The following is a 16,097-nucleotide window of genomic DNA, read 5'->3' as shown; positions in this document are numbered from 1 at the left end:
TTATTGCGCGAACGTCACGCCTTTCAGGCGAATCATGCCGTCGGGATAGGCCTTGAAACCCTGAACTTTCTTGGCCAGCACAAAAGGCCATGGTTGATAGTAGAGGTAGACCGACTGTGTGTCATTTTGCAGAATAGTCTGCGCCTGATCATAGATCGCTTTGCGCTTGGCTTCATCAGGAACCCGGCGCGCTTCGTTCAACAGCTTGTCGACCTCTGGATTGCAATAACCACCGTCGTTCAGCGCACCCTTGCACGTCACGAACTGATGGATGTTGCCATCCGGATCTACGCGACCCGACCAGCCGCGCATCATGACTTCGAAGTTTCCGCTTTTCGCCTCGCTCAACATCGCTGCGTACTCAGTCGGGCGCAGGCTCAATTGAAAACCGGCCTCGGCAGACATGGCCTGTACCATTTCGGCAATCGCCGAGGTCGTGGTGTTGTTGCCGAAAGACAATTCCGCCTTGACCTGCTCCACGCCTGCTTCTTTCAACAGCGCTTTCGCCTTCTCGACGTCACGCGCCGGAATCGGGAATTTATCGCTGAAATACGGGCTCGCCGGGGGGAACGGTTGATTGGCGGGGTCGAAAATACCGCCGCCCACGACCTCGTTAATGATATTGCGATCCAGCGTCAACTCAAACGCCTTGCGTACACGCGCATCTTTAAAAGGATTGGCTTCGCTGCGCTTGCCATTACCGGTGTTGAAATAGAACTGCTGATAGCCCAGTCCCGACACGTGCACAAACTGCAACGACGTATCGCTCTTGACCTGTTGCGCGTCGGACGGATTCATCCGCTCCAGGATATCCAGCCCGCCCGCCCGTAGATTCGACAAACGCACGGTCGTATCGGGGATCGGCAGGAACGTCACGCGTTTAAAAGCGAAATCCTTGGCACCGTAGTATTTATCGAATTTCTCCAGCACGATACGGTCGTTCTGGACCCGTTCGACAAACTTGTACGGTCCCGAGCAAATCGGCTTGCGGCCCACCGCGGCAGCGTCTTCCGAGAACGTACTGGGCGCCAACATCATGCCCGAGCGATCCGACAGCGCGGCCAACAACGTCGCGTCGGGTTGCTTCAGTTTCAGCACCAGCGTCTGCGCGTCCGGTGCTTCGATCGTATCGATGGAGCCCAGCTCGCCCTTGCGCATGCTGTCCTTCAGTGTCCTGGCACGCTCAAGGTTGGCTTTGGCCGCCGCGGCATCAAACTTGGTCCCGTCGTGGAACAGTGCATCGCCACGCAGCTTAAAGGTCAGCACGGTGTTGTCGTCATTCCATGACCATGACTCGGCCAACTGCGGCACGAACTGCAGTTTTTGGTTGACGTCGACCAACTTGTCGCACAGCGAGGTGAAGACAATGCGACCCACATAGGTACGAGCGCGATGGGGATCCAACACATCGGGGTCTTCTTGCAATCCGATACGCAAATCCTGCGCCATGGCGGTGCCCGAGGCCGCCGCCAACAATGTCGCGCATAGTCCCAGTTTGAAAGCCTTCAGCTTCATCATTTTTTTTCCCTTGTTCAGCGTTGTAGGCATTAAACCGGCGCTCGCAAGAACGCCGGTTTATGTCGTATATAGCTTCTTATTTTGCTTAAAAACCGACGGCTTGGCCATCGCGACGGGGATCGCTCGCCGCCACATAGCCGAGTTCGTTGTCGCTTTCGTGCATGCGCCAAATAAACTGACCCGCACCAAAATCCATATAGGGATCATCCACCGACTTCAGCTTGTGCCCCAGGGCCTGCAAGCCATCGACTGTCGCGCGATTCATCGTGGACTCAATGTCCAGCGTGAAATCGCGGTTGACCTTCCAGCGCGGCGCATCGCACGCGGCCTGGGGCTGCTGGTGGTAATCCAGCATGCGGATCACGGTTTGCAGATGACCCTGCGGTTGCATATCGCCACCCATTACGCCAAAGCTCATCACGGGCTTGCCGCCCCGCGTCAGAAAGCCGGGAATAATCGTGTGGAAAGGACGCTTGCCGCCTTCGACCACATTGGCCGACTTGGGATCCATCGAAAAACCCACGCCGCGGTTCTGCAGACTGATGCCCGTGCCCGGCACGACCACGCCCGACCCAAAGCCCATGTAGTTCGACTGGATGAACGAGATCATCATCCCGCTTTCGTCGGCGGCGGTCAGGTAGATCGTCCCGCCAGCGTGCGGACGGCCCGGTTCGAAATCGGTGGCGCCATCCAGACGAATCAACTTGGCGCGGCTTTGCAGATACGCATCCGACAACATTTGCTCGGGCGTGACTTCCATACTGCGCGGGTCGCTCACATAGCGGTACAGATCCGAGAAGGCCAGCTTCATGGCCTCGATCTGAATGTGCTGCGACGCCACCGAATCCACTGGCATGTTGGCCAAATCGAACTGTTCGCAGATGCCCAGCGCCATCAGGGCCGCAATCCCCTGCCCGTTCGGTGGGATCTCGTGCAACTCGTAGCCACGGTACGACTTGGAAATCGGCTTGACCCAGTCGGGGCGATAGTTGCGCAAATCGTCGAGCGTCATCGCGCCGCCGCACTCTTTACTGAAGGCCGCGATTTTCTCGGCGATCTCGCCTTCGTAGTAATCGCGTCCGCCGCTGGCCGCGATACGACGCAAGGTGTAGGCGGCATCCGGAATGCGGAAATGTTCGCCCGGCTTGGGTGCGCGGCCATTGGGCAGGAACGTCTGTGCGTAGCCAGGCTGATCACACAATTCGTCGACCGCGGCGGCCCACTTGTGTGCCACGACCGGCGGCACGGCGTAACCGCGTTCGGCCACCTCGATAGCGGGTTCAAACAAGTCAGCAAACGGCAATTTGCCCATTTTCTCGTGCAGCGCGGCCCAACCCGCGACGACGCCCGGCACGGTCACGGCATCCCAGCCGCGCTTAGGCTGGATCGCCAGGCCATTGGCATCGGTGCCGTACTTGCGCTTGAAGTACTCCACATTCCAGGCGGCAGGCGCCACACCCGAGGAATTCAGGCCGTGAAGCTCTTTGCCGTCCCACACGATGGCAAAACAATCGCTGCCCAGGCCGCAGGAAACCGGCTCGACGAGCGTGATCGTGGCAGCCGCCGCAATCGCCGCGTCAACCGCGTTTCCGCCCTTGAGCAACATCCGCAACCCGGCCTGCGCGGCCAGAGGATGCGAGGTAGACACCATGTTGCGGGCAAACTGAGGAATACGGAACGACGGATAGGGGTTGTTCCAATCGAAATTTTTCATGGGCGCACGAGCTCAAGGATTACAACAGTTAGACAAGACTATTGAACTTACTCTTGTGATTTGATTAAATCAATTTGAATAATTTTTATCACGCACAAAATATTTTTATGAGTAGCATCCGCTTTCTGCGCAGTTTTCTGGCCGTCGCCCATCACGGCTCGTTTTCCGAGGCGGCCGAACAAGTCGCCTTGACCCAGGCGGCGATCAGTTTTCAGATGCGTGCCATCGAGAGCGAGTTCGGCCGGGAGCTCTTCGACCGCAGTGGTCGGCTAGCCATCTTGAACGCGGCCGGGCGCGAGCTACTGCCTGATATCCGGCATCTGGTCGACCTTTACGATCGCCTCAAACTGCCCCGCTCGGCGCCCGGAAAGCTCGCCGGCGCCGTCTCCATCGGCGCAATCGTCTCGTGCATGGGGACCCTGTCGAAGGTCGTCTCCCAACTGAAACGAGAGCATCCGGCGCTGGATGTCCGCGTGCTCTCGGGCAAGGCCAGCGAATTGGCCAGCAAGGTCGACGCGGGCGAGCTCGACGCCGCCTTTGTCGTAGAAAGCAGCCGCAAAGTTGCCAGCATCGACTGGACGCCGCTCTACGAAGAGCCGCTGGTTGTCGTCGCACCCGCGTCGATCGAGGGGCAGACTGCCCACGCGGTGTTGGCTGCCAACCCATTTCTGCGCTTTGATCGCACGCAGCGCACCGGCCGGCAGATCGATCGCGTCCTGCGGCGCTTAGGCGTACCCGTGGACGAATTCCTGGAGCTCAACGCGATTGAAACTCTGGTGGAACTGGTACGACAGGAAGTCGGCGTCACCGTGCTGCCTCTGCTCAATGGATCCAACTGGTCAAGCAGCCCCGATCTGCGCATCCTGTCCCTTCCCGATGAGTTAGGTCGGCCCACTCGTAATATCGGGATGCTGGAGCGCCGCGGCCATGTCCGCCAACACGTCACCCGTGAAATCTGCGCACAATGCCAGGAAATATTCCTGCTGAAGGCCCAAGCCCAGGCCGCGTAGGCATCAGGCATGATGGGCTCCGAACACGTATTGCTGCCATGAAACTCTGTTAGAGTCCACGATTTCGCTATCACTGACGTCCTATCCCATGCGTCTGCGTCCCATGTTTTCCCTGCCCACCGGCCCGCGTGCGGTACGCGTCTTGGCAATCCTGGCCACTGCGACGGGCGTAGGCCTATGGAGCGCGATTCTGCTGGCGCCTGCCCCTTCGAACCTGCCCCCAGCCCTCAATACAAGCAACGACGCCGGCTCCGACACACGGGCCGTCGCGAGATTGTTCGGCACGGATGGCGTCCTTGACACCCAGATTTCCGTATTGGGCCTGATTTCCGCGGGGCCACAAGGCTCCGCCGTGCTAAGCATCGACGGCGCTCCGGCCCAAGCCTATCGCGTCGGCACAGAGATTGCCCCCGGCCTGGCGCTTGTCGAGGTCTCTCCCACGGGGATTGAAGTCGATCGCAACGGCACCCGGCTGCGCTCGGCCGCCCCGACTCGCGCAGTGGCACCCAATGGGTTTGTGCCAGCGCCATAACGCCGCCTGAGCCACCGATTCATTCGTGTAACATTAATATTATTATTGTCATATTTCTGACGTATCATCCCGCTTTTGTCGCAATTTCTAGAGAATGCGGAGAGAATTCGTGCATCAGTTTCAGCGCCCGCGTGCCCGCCAGCAAGGTTTCACCCTGATTGAAATCATGGTGGTGATTGTGATCATGGGTATTCTTGCAGCACTCGTGGTTCCCCGCGTATTGGATCGCCCCGATCAGGCACGCCGTGTCGCCGCCCAGCAAGACATCAGCGGCCTGATGCAGGCATTGAAGCTCTATCGCCTGGACAACGGCCGCTACCCTTCCACGGCACAAGGTCTGCAAGCCCTGGTGCAGCGCCCCGAAGGCGCGCGCAACTGGCGTCCCTATCTGGATCGCATGCCCAACGACCCGTGGGGCCAGCCCTATCAATACCTGAACCCTGGCGTCAAAGGCGAAATCGACGTGTTCTCGTTCGGCCCCGACAACAAGCCCGGCGGGGAGCAAGACGATGCCGACATCGGTTCGTGGGAACTCTGAGCGCGGTTTCACCCTAATCGAAATGCTGATCGTGGTGGTGATCATTGCCATCGCCGCGTCCATGGTCAGCTTGTCAGTTTCTGCCTCGTCGGACCGTGTACTGGTGGCTGATGCCGAGCGCCTCGTCGACGCGTTCACCGTCGCACAAAGCGAAGCACGCAGCGACGGTCGCACGATCCGCTGGTACGGCGATGAGCGGGGCTGGTCATTCGAACGCCCAGGCAGATCCGAGCGTCTGTCGGCGCAGGACGAAGGGCCGCAGACTCCCGATCGTTTTGAAGACGACCCCAGCCTACGCGCCCAGACGTGGCGCGCGACACCCGTCACGCTCATCCTGTCGCCGAATCGGCCCGTGTTCTTTGGAACCGAATGGGTTTCCGATCCCTTGGTACTGGAGTTGGCCGCCGACGGAAACACCGTACGCATCGAACGCGACGCGGCGGGTGGTTATGCGATTCATTAATTCCCGCGCGGCGCAACCACCTGTTGCCCCGGCATCGCATTCCGGGCAATCCGGCGTCGGACGACGTCGCCTACAAGAGGGTTTTACGCTGATCGAGGTACTCGTTGCCCTGGCAATTATCGCGGTCGCCATGGGTGCCGCGCTGCGGGCGACGCACGTCATGCTGGACAACAGTCGCGCCATTCGTCACAAGACACTCGCCCTGGTCGCGGCGGAAAATACACTGGCCCTGCTACGGCTCGAAGGTGCTTTTCCCCGCGCCGGCACCCAGACCCGGACCTGCCCGCAAGGCACGCTGGCGCTACGGTGCGAGATCGAAATCCGCAATTCGTTAAATCGCAATTTTCGCCAAGTCACGGTGCGGGTGCACGACACGGACCGCCCCGACACCTCGCTGGCCGAGTTGACGGGCCTGTTGTCGCAGGTCCGATAATGCGTACGCACGCAACCCCGATAGCCCGTCGTTCCTGTCAACGCCTCGCGCCTCGCACCCGCCAACAGGGCTTTACGCTGATCGAAGTACTGATCGCCATTGCCCTGATGGCGTTGGTGAGCCTGATGTCCTGGAAGGGACTGGAACGCGTGTCGGCGGCGCGCGAATGGCTCGGCGATCAGGCCGTCGACCAAGCCATCGTGTTACGCACGCTAGGTCAGATCGAACGCGACCTCAACCGGGCGTATAGCGGTGTGGCTGCCGAAGACACCACAACCGAGAGTCGTGGCGTAAGCGGCGGGACGAGCGAGGGATCCACGGGCGGCACGACCGGTGCAGCCGGCAACGCCGACGATGACGACAGCACCCTGTTTCCCCCCGGCATCAGCGTCACCCAGTCAGCGGGCGCGGTCTTGCTGGATATCACGCGCGCCACGCCGGACAGCGGCTTGTGGCAGCGCGTGACATGGCGTCTACGGCCCGATGGCCTATGGCGCTACAGCGGCGCGCCCGCCGCAAACTATCCTCTGCCCGAACCCACCGAGGGCATTCTCATCATGCCCGACTGCACCAGCCTGCAAGTGCGTGCCTGGGTGTTCGGTCAGGGCTGGCGCGATCCGCTGCGTCCGGCAACAACGCGCGCGTCGGGGCTCGAGGTCGTCATGGAACGACGTCACAACAGTCAATTGGAACGCTACACCCGCGTGGTGATCTTGCCATGATCCGGCGCACTGCTACGACCCAACAAGGCGGGATGGCCGTCGTCAGCGCGCTGATCGTCGTCGCCATTGTCGCGGCCCTGACCAGTGGCCTGTTCCTGCGTCAAACCTCGGCGATTCGCCAGATCGAAAACGAACAGGCCCGCATTCAGGCCCGCTGGCTGTTGCTGGGCGGCATCGACTGGTCTCGCCTGCTGTTGCGTGACAACGCCCGTCAAGAGGCCACGGTGAGAGGCGACCAGCTTTGGGCAACGCCGGTGCTCGATACCCGCATCGAAGGCGATCAAAGCGGCCAAGAGGCTGTCTTTGCGGGCGACATCAGCGACGAGCAAGGCAAATACAATCTGTACAACCTCGCGTCGCGCGGCGTGGTCGACGAAACACAAGTCGCTGTGCTGACGCGCCTGCTCAGCATGCTCGGCCTGCCCGAGCGACTGGCGCCCCAGTTCGCGGGCCATATTGCCATGACACAAAGCCGTCGGCCCCCAGGCACGGAAACGGCACAGGGCGCGCAGACGGACATCCAGGGCGGCGTTCGCGCGCCTCAGCCACGCGGCATCGATGATATGGCCTCGCTCATGAACGTCGACGAGCGCGCCCGTGAATCCCTGCGCCGCACGATGACTGTGCTACCCCAGCCCAGCGAGGTCAACGTCAACACAGCCCAACCCGAGGTGATCGCTGCCCTGGTGCCCGGGTTGACCCTTTCCCAGGCCCGCAGCGTCACGGGCGAACGAGACCGTGGCCGCTGGTTCAACGACAGTGGAGACTTTTCCAATCGTTTAAGCAGCTACGGCGAGGACCTGGAAATTCCCGAGGTTGCCACCGGGAGCAAATGGTTCCTGGCCAATGGCACCGTCGCCTATCGGCGCAGCCGCGTTAGCATGCAAGCACTGCTATCAATGTCAGACCCCCGCACTCCAAAAACAATATGGATAAAAGAAACTCCGTAAAAAACGTTCTGCGTATCGCGTTACCGCCGCTGGCCGAGTGGACGGATAGCACGCCCCTGCCCTATGCCTGGCTGGATCGCCAGGGACGCGTTGCGCGTGGCGGTGAACTGGCGGCCGGCGCGCTAGCCGCCGCCTTTCCACAAGCTCGCGTGCAGGCCGTCCTGCATCCCGACGACGTGATCGTCGCAACCATCAAGGTACCCGCGGTTCCGAACAATCGCTATGCCGCCGCCGTACAGAGCACGCTCGAGGGCCTCGTCCTGGGTGATCTGGACGACCTGGCGGTCGGCTACAGCAAGCGTACGGAAGACGGCACGGCGACAGCTGCGTGGATCTCGCGCGAAGCCCTGCGCAACGCTTGGCAACGCCTGTCGACGGCCGGTTTGGCCGTCCAGGCGTTCTACCCGCTGCAGGTCTGGTCTGAGGCCGGCGCGACAGCAGCACCGGCCGCATTGCACGATCTCCAGGACCCTCGCTGGCAAGCAACCAACCCGGCCTGGTCTCTGACCCTCCCCCAATTAGCGCCACGCCAGCCCTCTCGCTGGCGCGGCGCCGCCGGATGGGCCGCGATCGCTGCCTGCGTGTGGATCATCGGTCTGAATATTTACGCCAGCCAACTCGATCGCGAAGTGCAGCAACTGCGCGAACGCATGGAGCGCGATGTACGGGACGCTTTTCCGGACATTCCCGTCATCCTGGATCCCCTGCGTCAGGCCCAGCAGGGTCGCGACGCCCTGCGCACCGGCCAGGGTGACGTCTCCGGAAAAGACCTGCTCTCGCTGGCACGCACGGCCGCGCAAGTCCTGCCCTTTGCCGCTGATGCGGTGGATGTCATGAGCTATCGCGACGACGTGCTGACGCTGAGACTGTACGACGGGACGCAGGACAGCAACACGCCGAGTCTGTCCGCCGCTGGGGCGACCGCAACCCCCACGGCAACGGCCAGCGCTCCGTCCAGCGACAAAGCGGATCGGCTTGCCGACACCGCCGCCATTTTGCAAAGCGCCGCCGCACTCGGCGCACGCGTCGAGCGCGACGACAACGGCGATTGGCGTATTTCCCGGGCGGAACCTTGATCGCACCTCGGCACGACTGTCGACGTGTATGGAGTATTTTTGATGCGTCTTTCTGAATCTCTACAAACTACGCTGGCTCCCTGGCGGCGTCGCGGCGCCGACGGGTGGCAACATGCGCAAAACTGGTATCGCCAGCGCCCGCCTCGCGAACAACGCTTGCTCGCCATCGCGGGCGCCATCATCGGTATCGCCCTGGTCTTTTTGATCCTGATTGATCCCGCCTGGTCCACCATGACCCGCGCGCAGCGCGAATTACCTGAACTGCGTGCCCAGGCAGCCACCGTCGCCGACCTGACCGCCCAAGTGCGCGCTCTGCGTCGCCAGGGCTCCCCGGCTGCGGGCAACGCCGCGCCATCGACCGACGAACTGGCCACCAGCCTGCAGCGCGAGGGGCTGACCGCAGAAAGCTGGTCCATCGCTCACGGTGACACCGCATCGAAACGCAACGGCGATGCAGAAAATAGCAGGGCTCGTCGTGGCAGTATCGGTGGGGATCGTGTCGGGGGGTCGTCGCAGGCCACCCAAGCCATCACGCTGACGTTGCATGAGGCCTCCGCCGCCTCGTTATTTCGTTGGCTCGACATCGCCGCTCGAGATTGGCGACTGTCCGTCATCGATGCCGAACTGACCCGTGCCATGCACGCCACTGGCAAGCGTCTGCCCGGTCGTCTGAGCGGCACCTTGACCTTAATACCCGCCATGCAACCATGAGTCGTTCCCGGTTTCTCTCGCTGTCGCTTGCCGTCTTTTGTCTGATCTTTGCCCTGATCGCCGCCCTCATCGTCCTGCCCGCACGCTGGCTCATGCTGGCCCTGCCCGACAACGCCATGGCGAGCATCGCTGACGCCAGCGGCACCGTCTGGCAAGGCAGCGCACAGCTCGCCCTTGGACCGCGGGGCGCGCGCTATCTCCTGCCCGAGCCCATTCGCTGGCAATGGAATAAAGGCGCGCTCGAAGTCTCACACACCTGGCTGCGGGGTCCCGTTCGTATCGAACCCGGCCTGTCTGGCGTCAAAGTCTCGGGACAACATCTACAGGCCCCCGCCGGCATCCTGACGGCCTTTGGCGCGCCCCTGAACACGATCGCGCCGGGCGGCCAGATCAGCCTCAATTGGCAAGCCTTTGTCGTGGGACATCTTCCCGACAGCGGCACCCTGGCCACGGGCCGCTGGACCCAGGCCAGCTCAGCCCTATCGCACGTGCGCCCCTTGGGCGACTACCGTCTACAAGTCAGTGCAAAAAACGGGGTGGCACAACTCGCGTTCAGCACCGAGGCTGGCCTACTCACTGCCAAGGGGCAAGGGCAATGGGAAAAAGGCCGCCTGCAATTCAGCGGCACGGCGCAAGCGTCGGACACGGCCAGCGATGCGCAACGGGCCGCGCTCACCGGCATCCTGACCGCGCTGGGACCCGTCTCCGACGGTACGGCCAAATTTGGCACGCCGCCGCGACGATAAGTCCAGATCACGTGCATAGCGCCACCACGGCTTAGCGTGGTGGGGCGTCAGCATATTGGGACTGTATCGTGAGCGTCGATACGCTGCGCGCAGACATGCTAGGTGCTGGCATGCTGGGCGTAGATATGCCTGCCCCAGACACGCCGGGTGCAAACATGCTAGGCAGTGTGCTTGCCTCAGGTGTCCCGCGTCACGCGCACGATTTCCTCGGGTGAAGTCGCGCCCTGCTCCACCCAGCGTTGCCCGTCGTCGCGCAGCGTCCGCATTCCGTTGTGCAAGGCCTGCGTACGCAGTGCCTGCTCGTCGCGCCCTTCGTGTATCAAACGACGGGCGTCTTCATCAACTCTGAAGAGCTCATGAATCCCCGAACGACCGCTATAACCCGTGTGATTGCACGCCTCGCATCCCACTGGCCGATACACGAGTCGACCATCGGGCAATGTCTCGGGTACGCGGCACGCTACACAGAGCTTACGGACCAGACGTTGCGCCAGCACGCCCAATAGCGACGATGCCAATAAAAATGGCTCTACCCCCATATCCACCAGACGCGTCACCGCCGAGGTCGCATCATTGGTGTGCAACGTTGCCAACACCAAGTGACCCGTCAACGACGCTTGTACCGCAATTTGCGCAGTTTCCAGATCCCGGATTTCACCGATCATGATCACATCCGGATCCTGGCGCAAAATCGCGCGCAGCGCCAACGCAAAGGTCATATCGATCTTGGAATTGACCTGCGTCTGGCTGATCCCGGGCAAGTCATACTCGATGGGATCCTCAACCGTCAGGATATTGCTCGTCGATGCGTCCAGTCGCGCCAACGCGGCATACAGGGTCGTGGTCTTGCCACTGCCCGTCGGCCCCGTCACCAGGACAATGCCGTGCGGTTGCCGGATCAGCGTATCCAACTGCTTCAGGACCCCTTGGCTCATGCCCAGCTTTTCCAACTGCAACCGCCCGGCTTCTTTGTCCAGCAAACGCAGCACGGCGCGCTCGCCATGGCCGGTCGGCAACGTCGAAACCCGCACATCAATGGCGCGCCCGCCCACGCGCAAGGCGATACGGCCATCCTGAGGCATACGCTTTTCGGCGATATCCAGATTGGCCATGATCTTGATACGCGAAATCAACGCGGCATGCAGCGCTTTACGCGGACTGACCACATCTCGCAGCACGCCGTCAACGCGATACCGCACCACCGAATGCGTCTCGTACGCCTCGATATGCATATCGCTTGCGCCGTCGCGCGCGGCCTGCGCGAACAGGGCGTTGATCATGCGGATAACAGGCGCATCGTCCTGCGTTTCAAGCAGGTCGGCGACCTCGGGAATATCTTGCAGCAGGCGATCCAGATCGATTTCGTTTTCGGCCACGCCCATCACCACCGCCGCGTCCGCCGTATCACTATAGGCCGCATTCAGCAGGGTCTCTAGCGCCTCGTCCGACACCTGCGTGATCGGAACCTCACCGTGACAACGCAAAATCTCTCGCACCGCCCAGGCCGGCGTACGCGGGCTCGTCGTCAACTGCGACGCTCCGGGCCGCAGCAACAGCACCGCACGCTGCGCGCGCGCCCAACGATAGGGCAACGGATAGGCGTTCACAGATGCGTCACCAGCTCGGCGCGATAGCCCAGTTCTTTCAACAAGGCCACCGCCGTGTCTACCGTCGTTGCGTCACGCGAGATATCCGCACGCACCACATAGCCCTGCCCGCCCGGGCCCACCTGCGAATACGCATTCAGGCCGCTGATGCGCACGGTCCTGACAATGCGATCCGCCGTCGCTTGATCTGGCGCCGAAGCAAACTGCAAAATCGTCGTGTCCGAACGGGTCTCCGCATACAGCGCCGACGGATCGGTCGCGATACTTACCCCACGAGGCAAATTGGCCCGTATCGGCAAACTGGGATCGGACGCCCCGGGAGGCTGCGGCAATTGACGCACCTGAAAGGTCTGCGTCGTCGTAGGTGGCGGACGCCGCATAGTGGCGTTGATCGCCTCGGGTCGCATGTCGTAGCTCCCGTTGCGTTCGTTCGACCCCACGGTATCCACGTTTGAAGGCGGCAAAATGGGCGCCTGCATATCGGGCAGCAACCAGTGTTTCCCCGGCTGCGCCGCGCTCTGGGTGCGCCGCATATAGTCGTAGCGATTGATCGTGACATTGGCGCTATCGTGCGCGTTGCGCACCACGTAAGGTCTCAAGAACACCATCAAATTACTCTTGGTGCGTCTGCGCGTGTCATAACGGAACAAGGCGCCCAAGATCGGAATCGAACTCAGACCCGGCACCCCTTCCGTGGTGGTTCCCACGCTGTCCTCGAGCAAACCGCCTAACACGATAATCTGACCGTCATCGACCAACACGCTGGTATCAATGGCCCGCTTGTTCGTCACAATGCCCATGGTCTCCGACGAGCTGGTCTCGTCGATGCTGCTGACCTCCTGATAGATATCCAACTTGACCGAGCCGCCCTCGGAAATCTGCGGACGGATATTCAGTTTGAGACCGACATCTTCACGTTCAATGGTCTGAAACGGATTGCCACTACCGTCGCTGCCGGAGGTCACATACTGACCCGTCACAAACGGCACGGTCTTGCCCACCAGAATACTGGCCGACTCGTTATCCAGCGTCAGCAAGTTCGGGGTGGACAGGATATTCGCCTCGCCCGTGGCATTCAGGGCGCGTGCCAAGACGCCGAGGTTAATGATTTCAGTACCCAGCACGTCGACCGTGCCCTTGACCACGCCCAACGACAAGCCGCTGCCCAACATATCCAGCGTCGTCGCGCCCGTGCCCGCGCTACCGATCCCGCTTCCGCCCAGATTGGTACCGCCAACAAAACCACTGCCGTCGGCCAAGTTACCGCTGCCCGTCATCCACTGAATGCCGAATTCCGCCGCTGTTTCCTGGCTGACCTCAACGATCAGACTTTCCACCAACACTTGAGCGCGGCGTTGATCCAGTTGGTCGATCACCTCGCGCAGGCTACGATACAGCGGCTCAGGTGCGGAAATGATCAAGGTGTTCGTCGTGGGGTCGGCTTGTATCGTCGCGCCGCCGCCCGAATACGACACCGCGTCCGCCGAACTCGTATCGCGCTCAATCTGCTGCAGCCCCAGCGTACTATCGCCCGACGAACTACCCATCATGCTGCCGGACGATGAGCGGTTGCTGTTGCTGTTGCTGTTGCTGCGCGGCGTGGTGCTGCGATTGCTGCCGGTCGCATTCGAAATGGCCGCACCGCCACCTATCCCGCCAGTACCATTCATTGCGCTGGCGCTATTCAAGGCCTGGCTGTTCAGCAGGCCGCCCAGCACTTCGGCCAACCGCGATGCTTGCGCGTTGCGCAAATACACAACATGCAGATTGCCAGGACGTGATTGGGCGGTGTCCAGCTTGGCAATCAAATCACGAGCCAGCTTGGTGCGCGCCGGGCTGCCCGAGCGAATCAACACGCTGTTGGTGCGTGGGTCAGCCACCATGGACATGCGCTGCGTGGCGTCATTACCCTGGGCATCCAGCAATTGCGTAGCCAACGCCGCAAGATCACTTGCCACGCCATAGCGAACGGGCACCACGTCAGTATCAATCGCGCTGGGCACGTCCACGCGCGCAATCACACTCGCAATGCGATCCAGGTTATCCGCATAGTCCGTGACGACCAGGGTGTTATTACCGGGATACGCATTGATGGGATTATTGGGGGGCACCAATGGCCGCAACACAGGCAGCAGATTAGCCGCGTTCTCATATTTCAACGAAAACACGCGCGTGATGATTTCGCTGCGCTGTGTGCCCCGTGCGAACTGCTCCATCGACACTGGTGCCGGTGCACCCGCGCGCGATGGTGGATCGACGACCACCGAGCTCCCCTGCAACTTGGCATCGGACTCGGGCACTACGCGCGTCACTCCGTCGACGTCGACGATGGCGTAGCCCTGCATGCGCAACGCCCCCGCCAACATGTTGACGGCCGTGTCCCGATCAACAGGTCGCTCTGATACCAACGTCAACTTGCCCTTTACCCGTGGATCAACCAAGTAGTTGCGTTGCGTGAACAACGACAATGCACGCAATACGGCTGGAATATCTGTATCGACAAAATTCAGACTGACTTTGTCGCTCGCCGACTGCGCTTGTGCATAGACAACCGGCAAGGGCATCGTCAGTTGGGCGATCGCAAGCAAACAGGCCAGGGTAGTTTTTCTAACGCGACGCATGAAATCTCGGTGACTAAAAACGGGAAAAGGGACAACGACCAACAATCACAAACAAGTAACAAATCACAGGGAAAACCCCAATCAAAACGGTGCGCGTTCAACACTCGAATCGCGCTGCACGCATGCGGAAAACACCGTCGGATACGCACAATGTGCGCCGAGTATACTGGTTACCGCTGCAACACTACTGTCACAATCCAACGTCACGCTGGCGTGTTTTAAATCAAAGACATTCCAGGCTTTTTGCATGCCCACCTTTCGCTACGAAGCCACCGATTTGGTGGGAAAAATTGTTCACGGCACGCTTGATGCCGAAACCGAGCGCAGCGCGCGCAATCAGTTGCGCGCGCGCGGCCTCCTGCCGCTTTCAACCGTCGCGGCCGCGTCACGTCAGGGGGGCCGCGGCAGTTTCTTGCAACGCCGTCTTTCGGATACAGAACTGGCCTGGCTGACGCGGCAGTTGTCGAGCCTGCTCGCGGCCCGTCTGCCACTAGATGCCGCCCTGAGCGCCACGCTCGAACAGGCCGAGAGCAAACATGTCGCAGGCGCCCTGACCGGCGTGCGCGACGAGGTCCGCGCCGGTTTCCGCCTGGCCGACGCGCTGGCCACACGACCTCGGGATTTTCCGGAGATTTATCGCGCATTGGTCGCCGCCGGCGAAGAGTCCGGCGACCTGTCACAGGTCATGGAAAAGCTCGCCGACTACATCGAGGAACGCAATGCACTGCGCGGCAAGGTGATGACCGCGTTCATCTATCCCGGCGTCGTCTGCTGTGTATCGGTCGTCATCGTGGCTTTTTTGCTGGGCTATGTGGTCCCGCAGGTCATAACCGCCTTTAATCACGCGCATCAACAACTCCCCCTGCTGACACGCGTCATGCTGGTGCTAAGTGATTTCGTACGTCACTGGGGTTGGGCGACGGCGTTGGGCGGCGTGGCCCTCTTCGCACTCTGGCGCATGGCGCTGCGGGACCCCGGCAGACGCATAGCGTGGCACGCTCGCCTGTTGCGTTTACCGTTGATCGGGCGTTTTGTGCTGGGTGTCGACGTGGCGCGCTTTGCATCCACGCTGGCAATCTTGAGCGGCAGCGGTGTCAGTCTGCTGGGCGCATTGAACGCTGCCCGCCGCACGCTGGGTAATGATCGCCTACGCGGCGCGGTCGACGAAGCCACCGAGCGTGTGCGCGAAGGCACGCCCCTGGCGTCCGCGCTGGCGGCCCAAAAGGTGTTTCCGTCATTATTGATTCACCTGATCGCCAGTGGCGAGAAAACCGGCCGCCTGCCGGAACTGCTGGAGCGCGGTGCACAAAACCTGTCTCGCGACCTCGAACGGCGCGCCATGGCGATGACTGCCCTGCTGGAACCGTTGCTGATCTTGCTGATGGGCGGCTTTGTGCTGTTGATCGTGTTGGCGGTGATGATGCCGATCCTGGAGATGAATCAGCTGGTGCGCTAG

At 61.3% G+C, this 16,097-nt stretch carries 15 protein-coding genes; 11 read left to right on the top strand and 4 right to left on the bottom strand.

Annotated features, from left to right (window positions below):
* Both ACYVDM_RS12115 and ggt read right to left on the bottom strand, forming a co-directional pair.
* Complete coding sequence (locus tag ACYVDM_RS12115) at positions 1–1,515, bottom strand: ABC transporter substrate-binding protein (RefSeq protein WP_415787015.1); 1,515 nt, start codon at positions 1,513–1,515, stop codon at positions 1–3.
* 88 nt (positions 1,516–1,603) lie between these two features.
* A complete protein-coding gene (gene ggt / locus ACYVDM_RS12110; RefSeq protein WP_415785484.1) occupies positions 1,604–3,232 on the bottom strand; it encodes a gamma-glutamyltransferase in 1,629 nt (542 codons plus the stop codon).
* A 107-nt stretch (positions 3,233–3,339) separates the two neighbouring features.
* Between ggt and ACYVDM_RS12105 the strand changes: the two genes are divergently transcribed.
* The 10 genes from ACYVDM_RS12105 to gspN all read left to right on the top strand — a co-directional run bounded on the left by ACYVDM_RS12105 (position 3,340) and on the right by gspN (position 10,413).
* Complete coding sequence (locus ACYVDM_RS12105; protein WP_415785486.1) at positions 3,340–4,242, top strand: LysR family transcriptional regulator; 903 nt, start codon at positions 3,340–3,342, stop codon at positions 4,240–4,242.
* Positions 4,243–4,330: 88 nt separating this feature from the next.
* Positions 4,331–4,774 carry a hypothetical protein gene (locus ACYVDM_RS12100; RefSeq protein WP_415785488.1) on the top strand — a complete coding sequence of 148 codons (444 nt, stop codon included), beginning with the start codon at positions 4,331–4,333 and terminating at the stop codon, positions 4,772–4,774.
* A gap of 94 nt (positions 4,775–4,868) precedes the next feature.
* The gene (gene gspG / locus ACYVDM_RS12095) at positions 4,869–5,312 is read left to right on the top strand and encodes a type II secretion system major pseudopilin GspG (protein WP_415785490.1); all 444 of its coding nucleotides are present in this window, start codon (positions 4,869–4,871) and stop codon (positions 5,310–5,312) included.
* Positions 5,284–5,775, top strand: coding sequence for a GspH/FimT family pseudopilin (locus tag ACYVDM_RS12090; protein ID WP_415785492.1), 492 nt, complete (start codon positions 5,284–5,286; stop codon positions 5,773–5,775). Before gspG ends, ACYVDM_RS12090 begins: the two co-directional genes overlap by 29 nt.
* Entirely contained in the window at positions 5,762–6,208 is a 447-nt protein-coding gene (gene gspI, locus ACYVDM_RS12085) for a type II secretion system minor pseudopilin GspI (RefSeq protein WP_415785494.1), read from the top strand. The genes ACYVDM_RS12090 and gspI overlap by 14 nt, the downstream gene beginning before the upstream one ends.
* Positions 6,208–6,930: a prepilin-type N-terminal cleavage/methylation domain-containing protein gene (locus ACYVDM_RS12080; protein WP_415785496.1), complete on the top strand. Its 723-nt coding sequence runs from the start codon at positions 6,208–6,210 to the stop codon at positions 6,928–6,930. Before gspI ends, ACYVDM_RS12080 begins: the two co-directional genes overlap by 1 nt.
* Positions 6,927–7,880, top strand: coding sequence for a type II secretion system minor pseudopilin GspK (gspK, locus tag ACYVDM_RS12075; RefSeq protein WP_415785498.1), 954 nt, complete (start codon positions 6,927–6,929; stop codon positions 7,878–7,880). Before ACYVDM_RS12080 ends, gspK begins: the two co-directional genes overlap by 4 nt.
* Positions 7,859–8,956 (top strand): type II secretion system protein GspL, encoded by a 1,098-nt coding sequence (gspL, locus tag ACYVDM_RS12070; RefSeq protein WP_415785500.1) that lies wholly within the window; start codon positions 7,859–7,861, stop codon positions 8,954–8,956. The genes gspK and gspL overlap by 22 nt, the downstream gene beginning before the upstream one ends.
* Positions 8,957–8,998: 42 nt before the next feature.
* On the top strand, positions 8,999–9,667 hold the full coding sequence (gspM, locus tag ACYVDM_RS12065) for a type II secretion system protein GspM (RefSeq protein WP_415785502.1): 669 nt from the start codon (positions 8,999–9,001) through the stop codon (positions 9,665–9,667).
* Entirely contained in the window at positions 9,664–10,413 is a 750-nt protein-coding gene (gene gspN / locus ACYVDM_RS12060; RefSeq protein ID WP_415785504.1) for a type II secretion system protein N, read from the top strand. The genes gspM and gspN overlap by 4 nt, the downstream gene beginning before the upstream one ends.
* A gap of 176 nt (positions 10,414–10,589) precedes the next feature.
* Here the strand turns inward: gspN and gspE are convergent, their stop codons facing one another.
* Positions 10,590–12,020 (bottom strand): type II secretion system ATPase GspE, encoded by a 1,431-nt coding sequence (gspE, locus tag ACYVDM_RS12055; RefSeq protein WP_415785506.1) that lies wholly within the window; start codon positions 12,018–12,020, stop codon positions 10,590–10,592.
* Positions 12,017–14,641, bottom strand: a complete 2,625-nt coding sequence (gspD, locus tag ACYVDM_RS12050) for a type II secretion system secretin GspD (protein WP_415785508.1) — start codon at positions 14,639–14,641, stop codon at positions 12,017–12,019. Before gspD ends, gspE begins: the two co-directional genes overlap by 4 nt.
* A 247-nt stretch (positions 14,642–14,888) precedes the next feature.
* Between gspD and gspF the strand changes: the two genes are divergently transcribed.
* Positions 14,889–16,097, top strand: coding sequence for a type II secretion system inner membrane protein GspF (gene gspF / locus ACYVDM_RS12045; protein ID WP_415785510.1), 1,209 nt, complete (start codon positions 14,889–14,891; stop codon positions 16,095–16,097).

This window comes from Bordetella tumulicola (assembly GCF_054779135.1).
This window is presented reverse-complemented; position numbering and strand designations above follow the sequence as displayed.

Bases quoted from the DNA above. Each gene is read 5' to 3' on its own strand.
- ACYVDM_RS12115 (WP_415787015.1), bottom strand. From the start codon at position 1,515: ATGAAGCTGAAGGCTTTCAAACTGGGACTATGCGCGACATTGTTGGCG.
- ggt (WP_415785484.1), bottom strand. From the start codon at position 3,232: ATGAAAAATTTCGATTGGAACAACCCCTATCCGTCGTTCCGTATTCCT.
- ACYVDM_RS12105 (WP_415785486.1), top strand. From the start codon at position 3,340: ATGAGTAGCATCCGCTTTCTGCGCAGTTTTCTGGCCGTCGCCCATCAC.
- ACYVDM_RS12100 (WP_415785488.1), top strand. From the start codon at position 4,331: ATGCGTCTGCGTCCCATGTTTTCCCTGCCCACCGGCCCGCGTGCGGTA.
- gspG (WP_415785490.1), top strand. From the start codon at position 4,869: ATGCGGAGAGAATTCGTGCATCAGTTTCAGCGCCCGCGTGCCCGCCAG.
- ACYVDM_RS12090 (WP_415785492.1), top strand. From the start codon at position 5,284: ATGCCGACATCGGTTCGTGGGAACTCTGAGCGCGGTTTCACCCTAATC.
- gspI (WP_415785494.1), top strand. From the start codon at position 5,762: ATGCGATTCATTAATTCCCGCGCGGCGCAACCACCTGTTGCCCCGGCA.
- ACYVDM_RS12080 (WP_415785496.1), top strand. From the start codon at position 6,208: ATGCGTACGCACGCAACCCCGATAGCCCGTCGTTCCTGTCAACGCCTC.
- gspK (WP_415785498.1), top strand. From the start codon at position 6,927: ATGATCCGGCGCACTGCTACGACCCAACAAGGCGGGATGGCCGTCGTC.
- gspL (WP_415785500.1), top strand. From the start codon at position 7,859: ATGGATAAAAGAAACTCCGTAAAAAACGTTCTGCGTATCGCGTTACCG.
- gspM (WP_415785502.1), top strand. From the start codon at position 8,999: ATGCGTCTTTCTGAATCTCTACAAACTACGCTGGCTCCCTGGCGGCGT.
- gspN (WP_415785504.1), top strand. From the start codon at position 9,664: ATGAGTCGTTCCCGGTTTCTCTCGCTGTCGCTTGCCGTCTTTTGTCTG.
- gspD (WP_415785508.1), bottom strand. From the start codon at position 14,641: ATGCGTCGCGTTAGAAAAACTACCCTGGCCTGTTTGCTTGCGATCGCC.
- gspF (WP_415785510.1), top strand. From the start codon at position 14,889: ATGCCCACCTTTCGCTACGAAGCCACCGATTTGGTGGGAAAAATTGTT.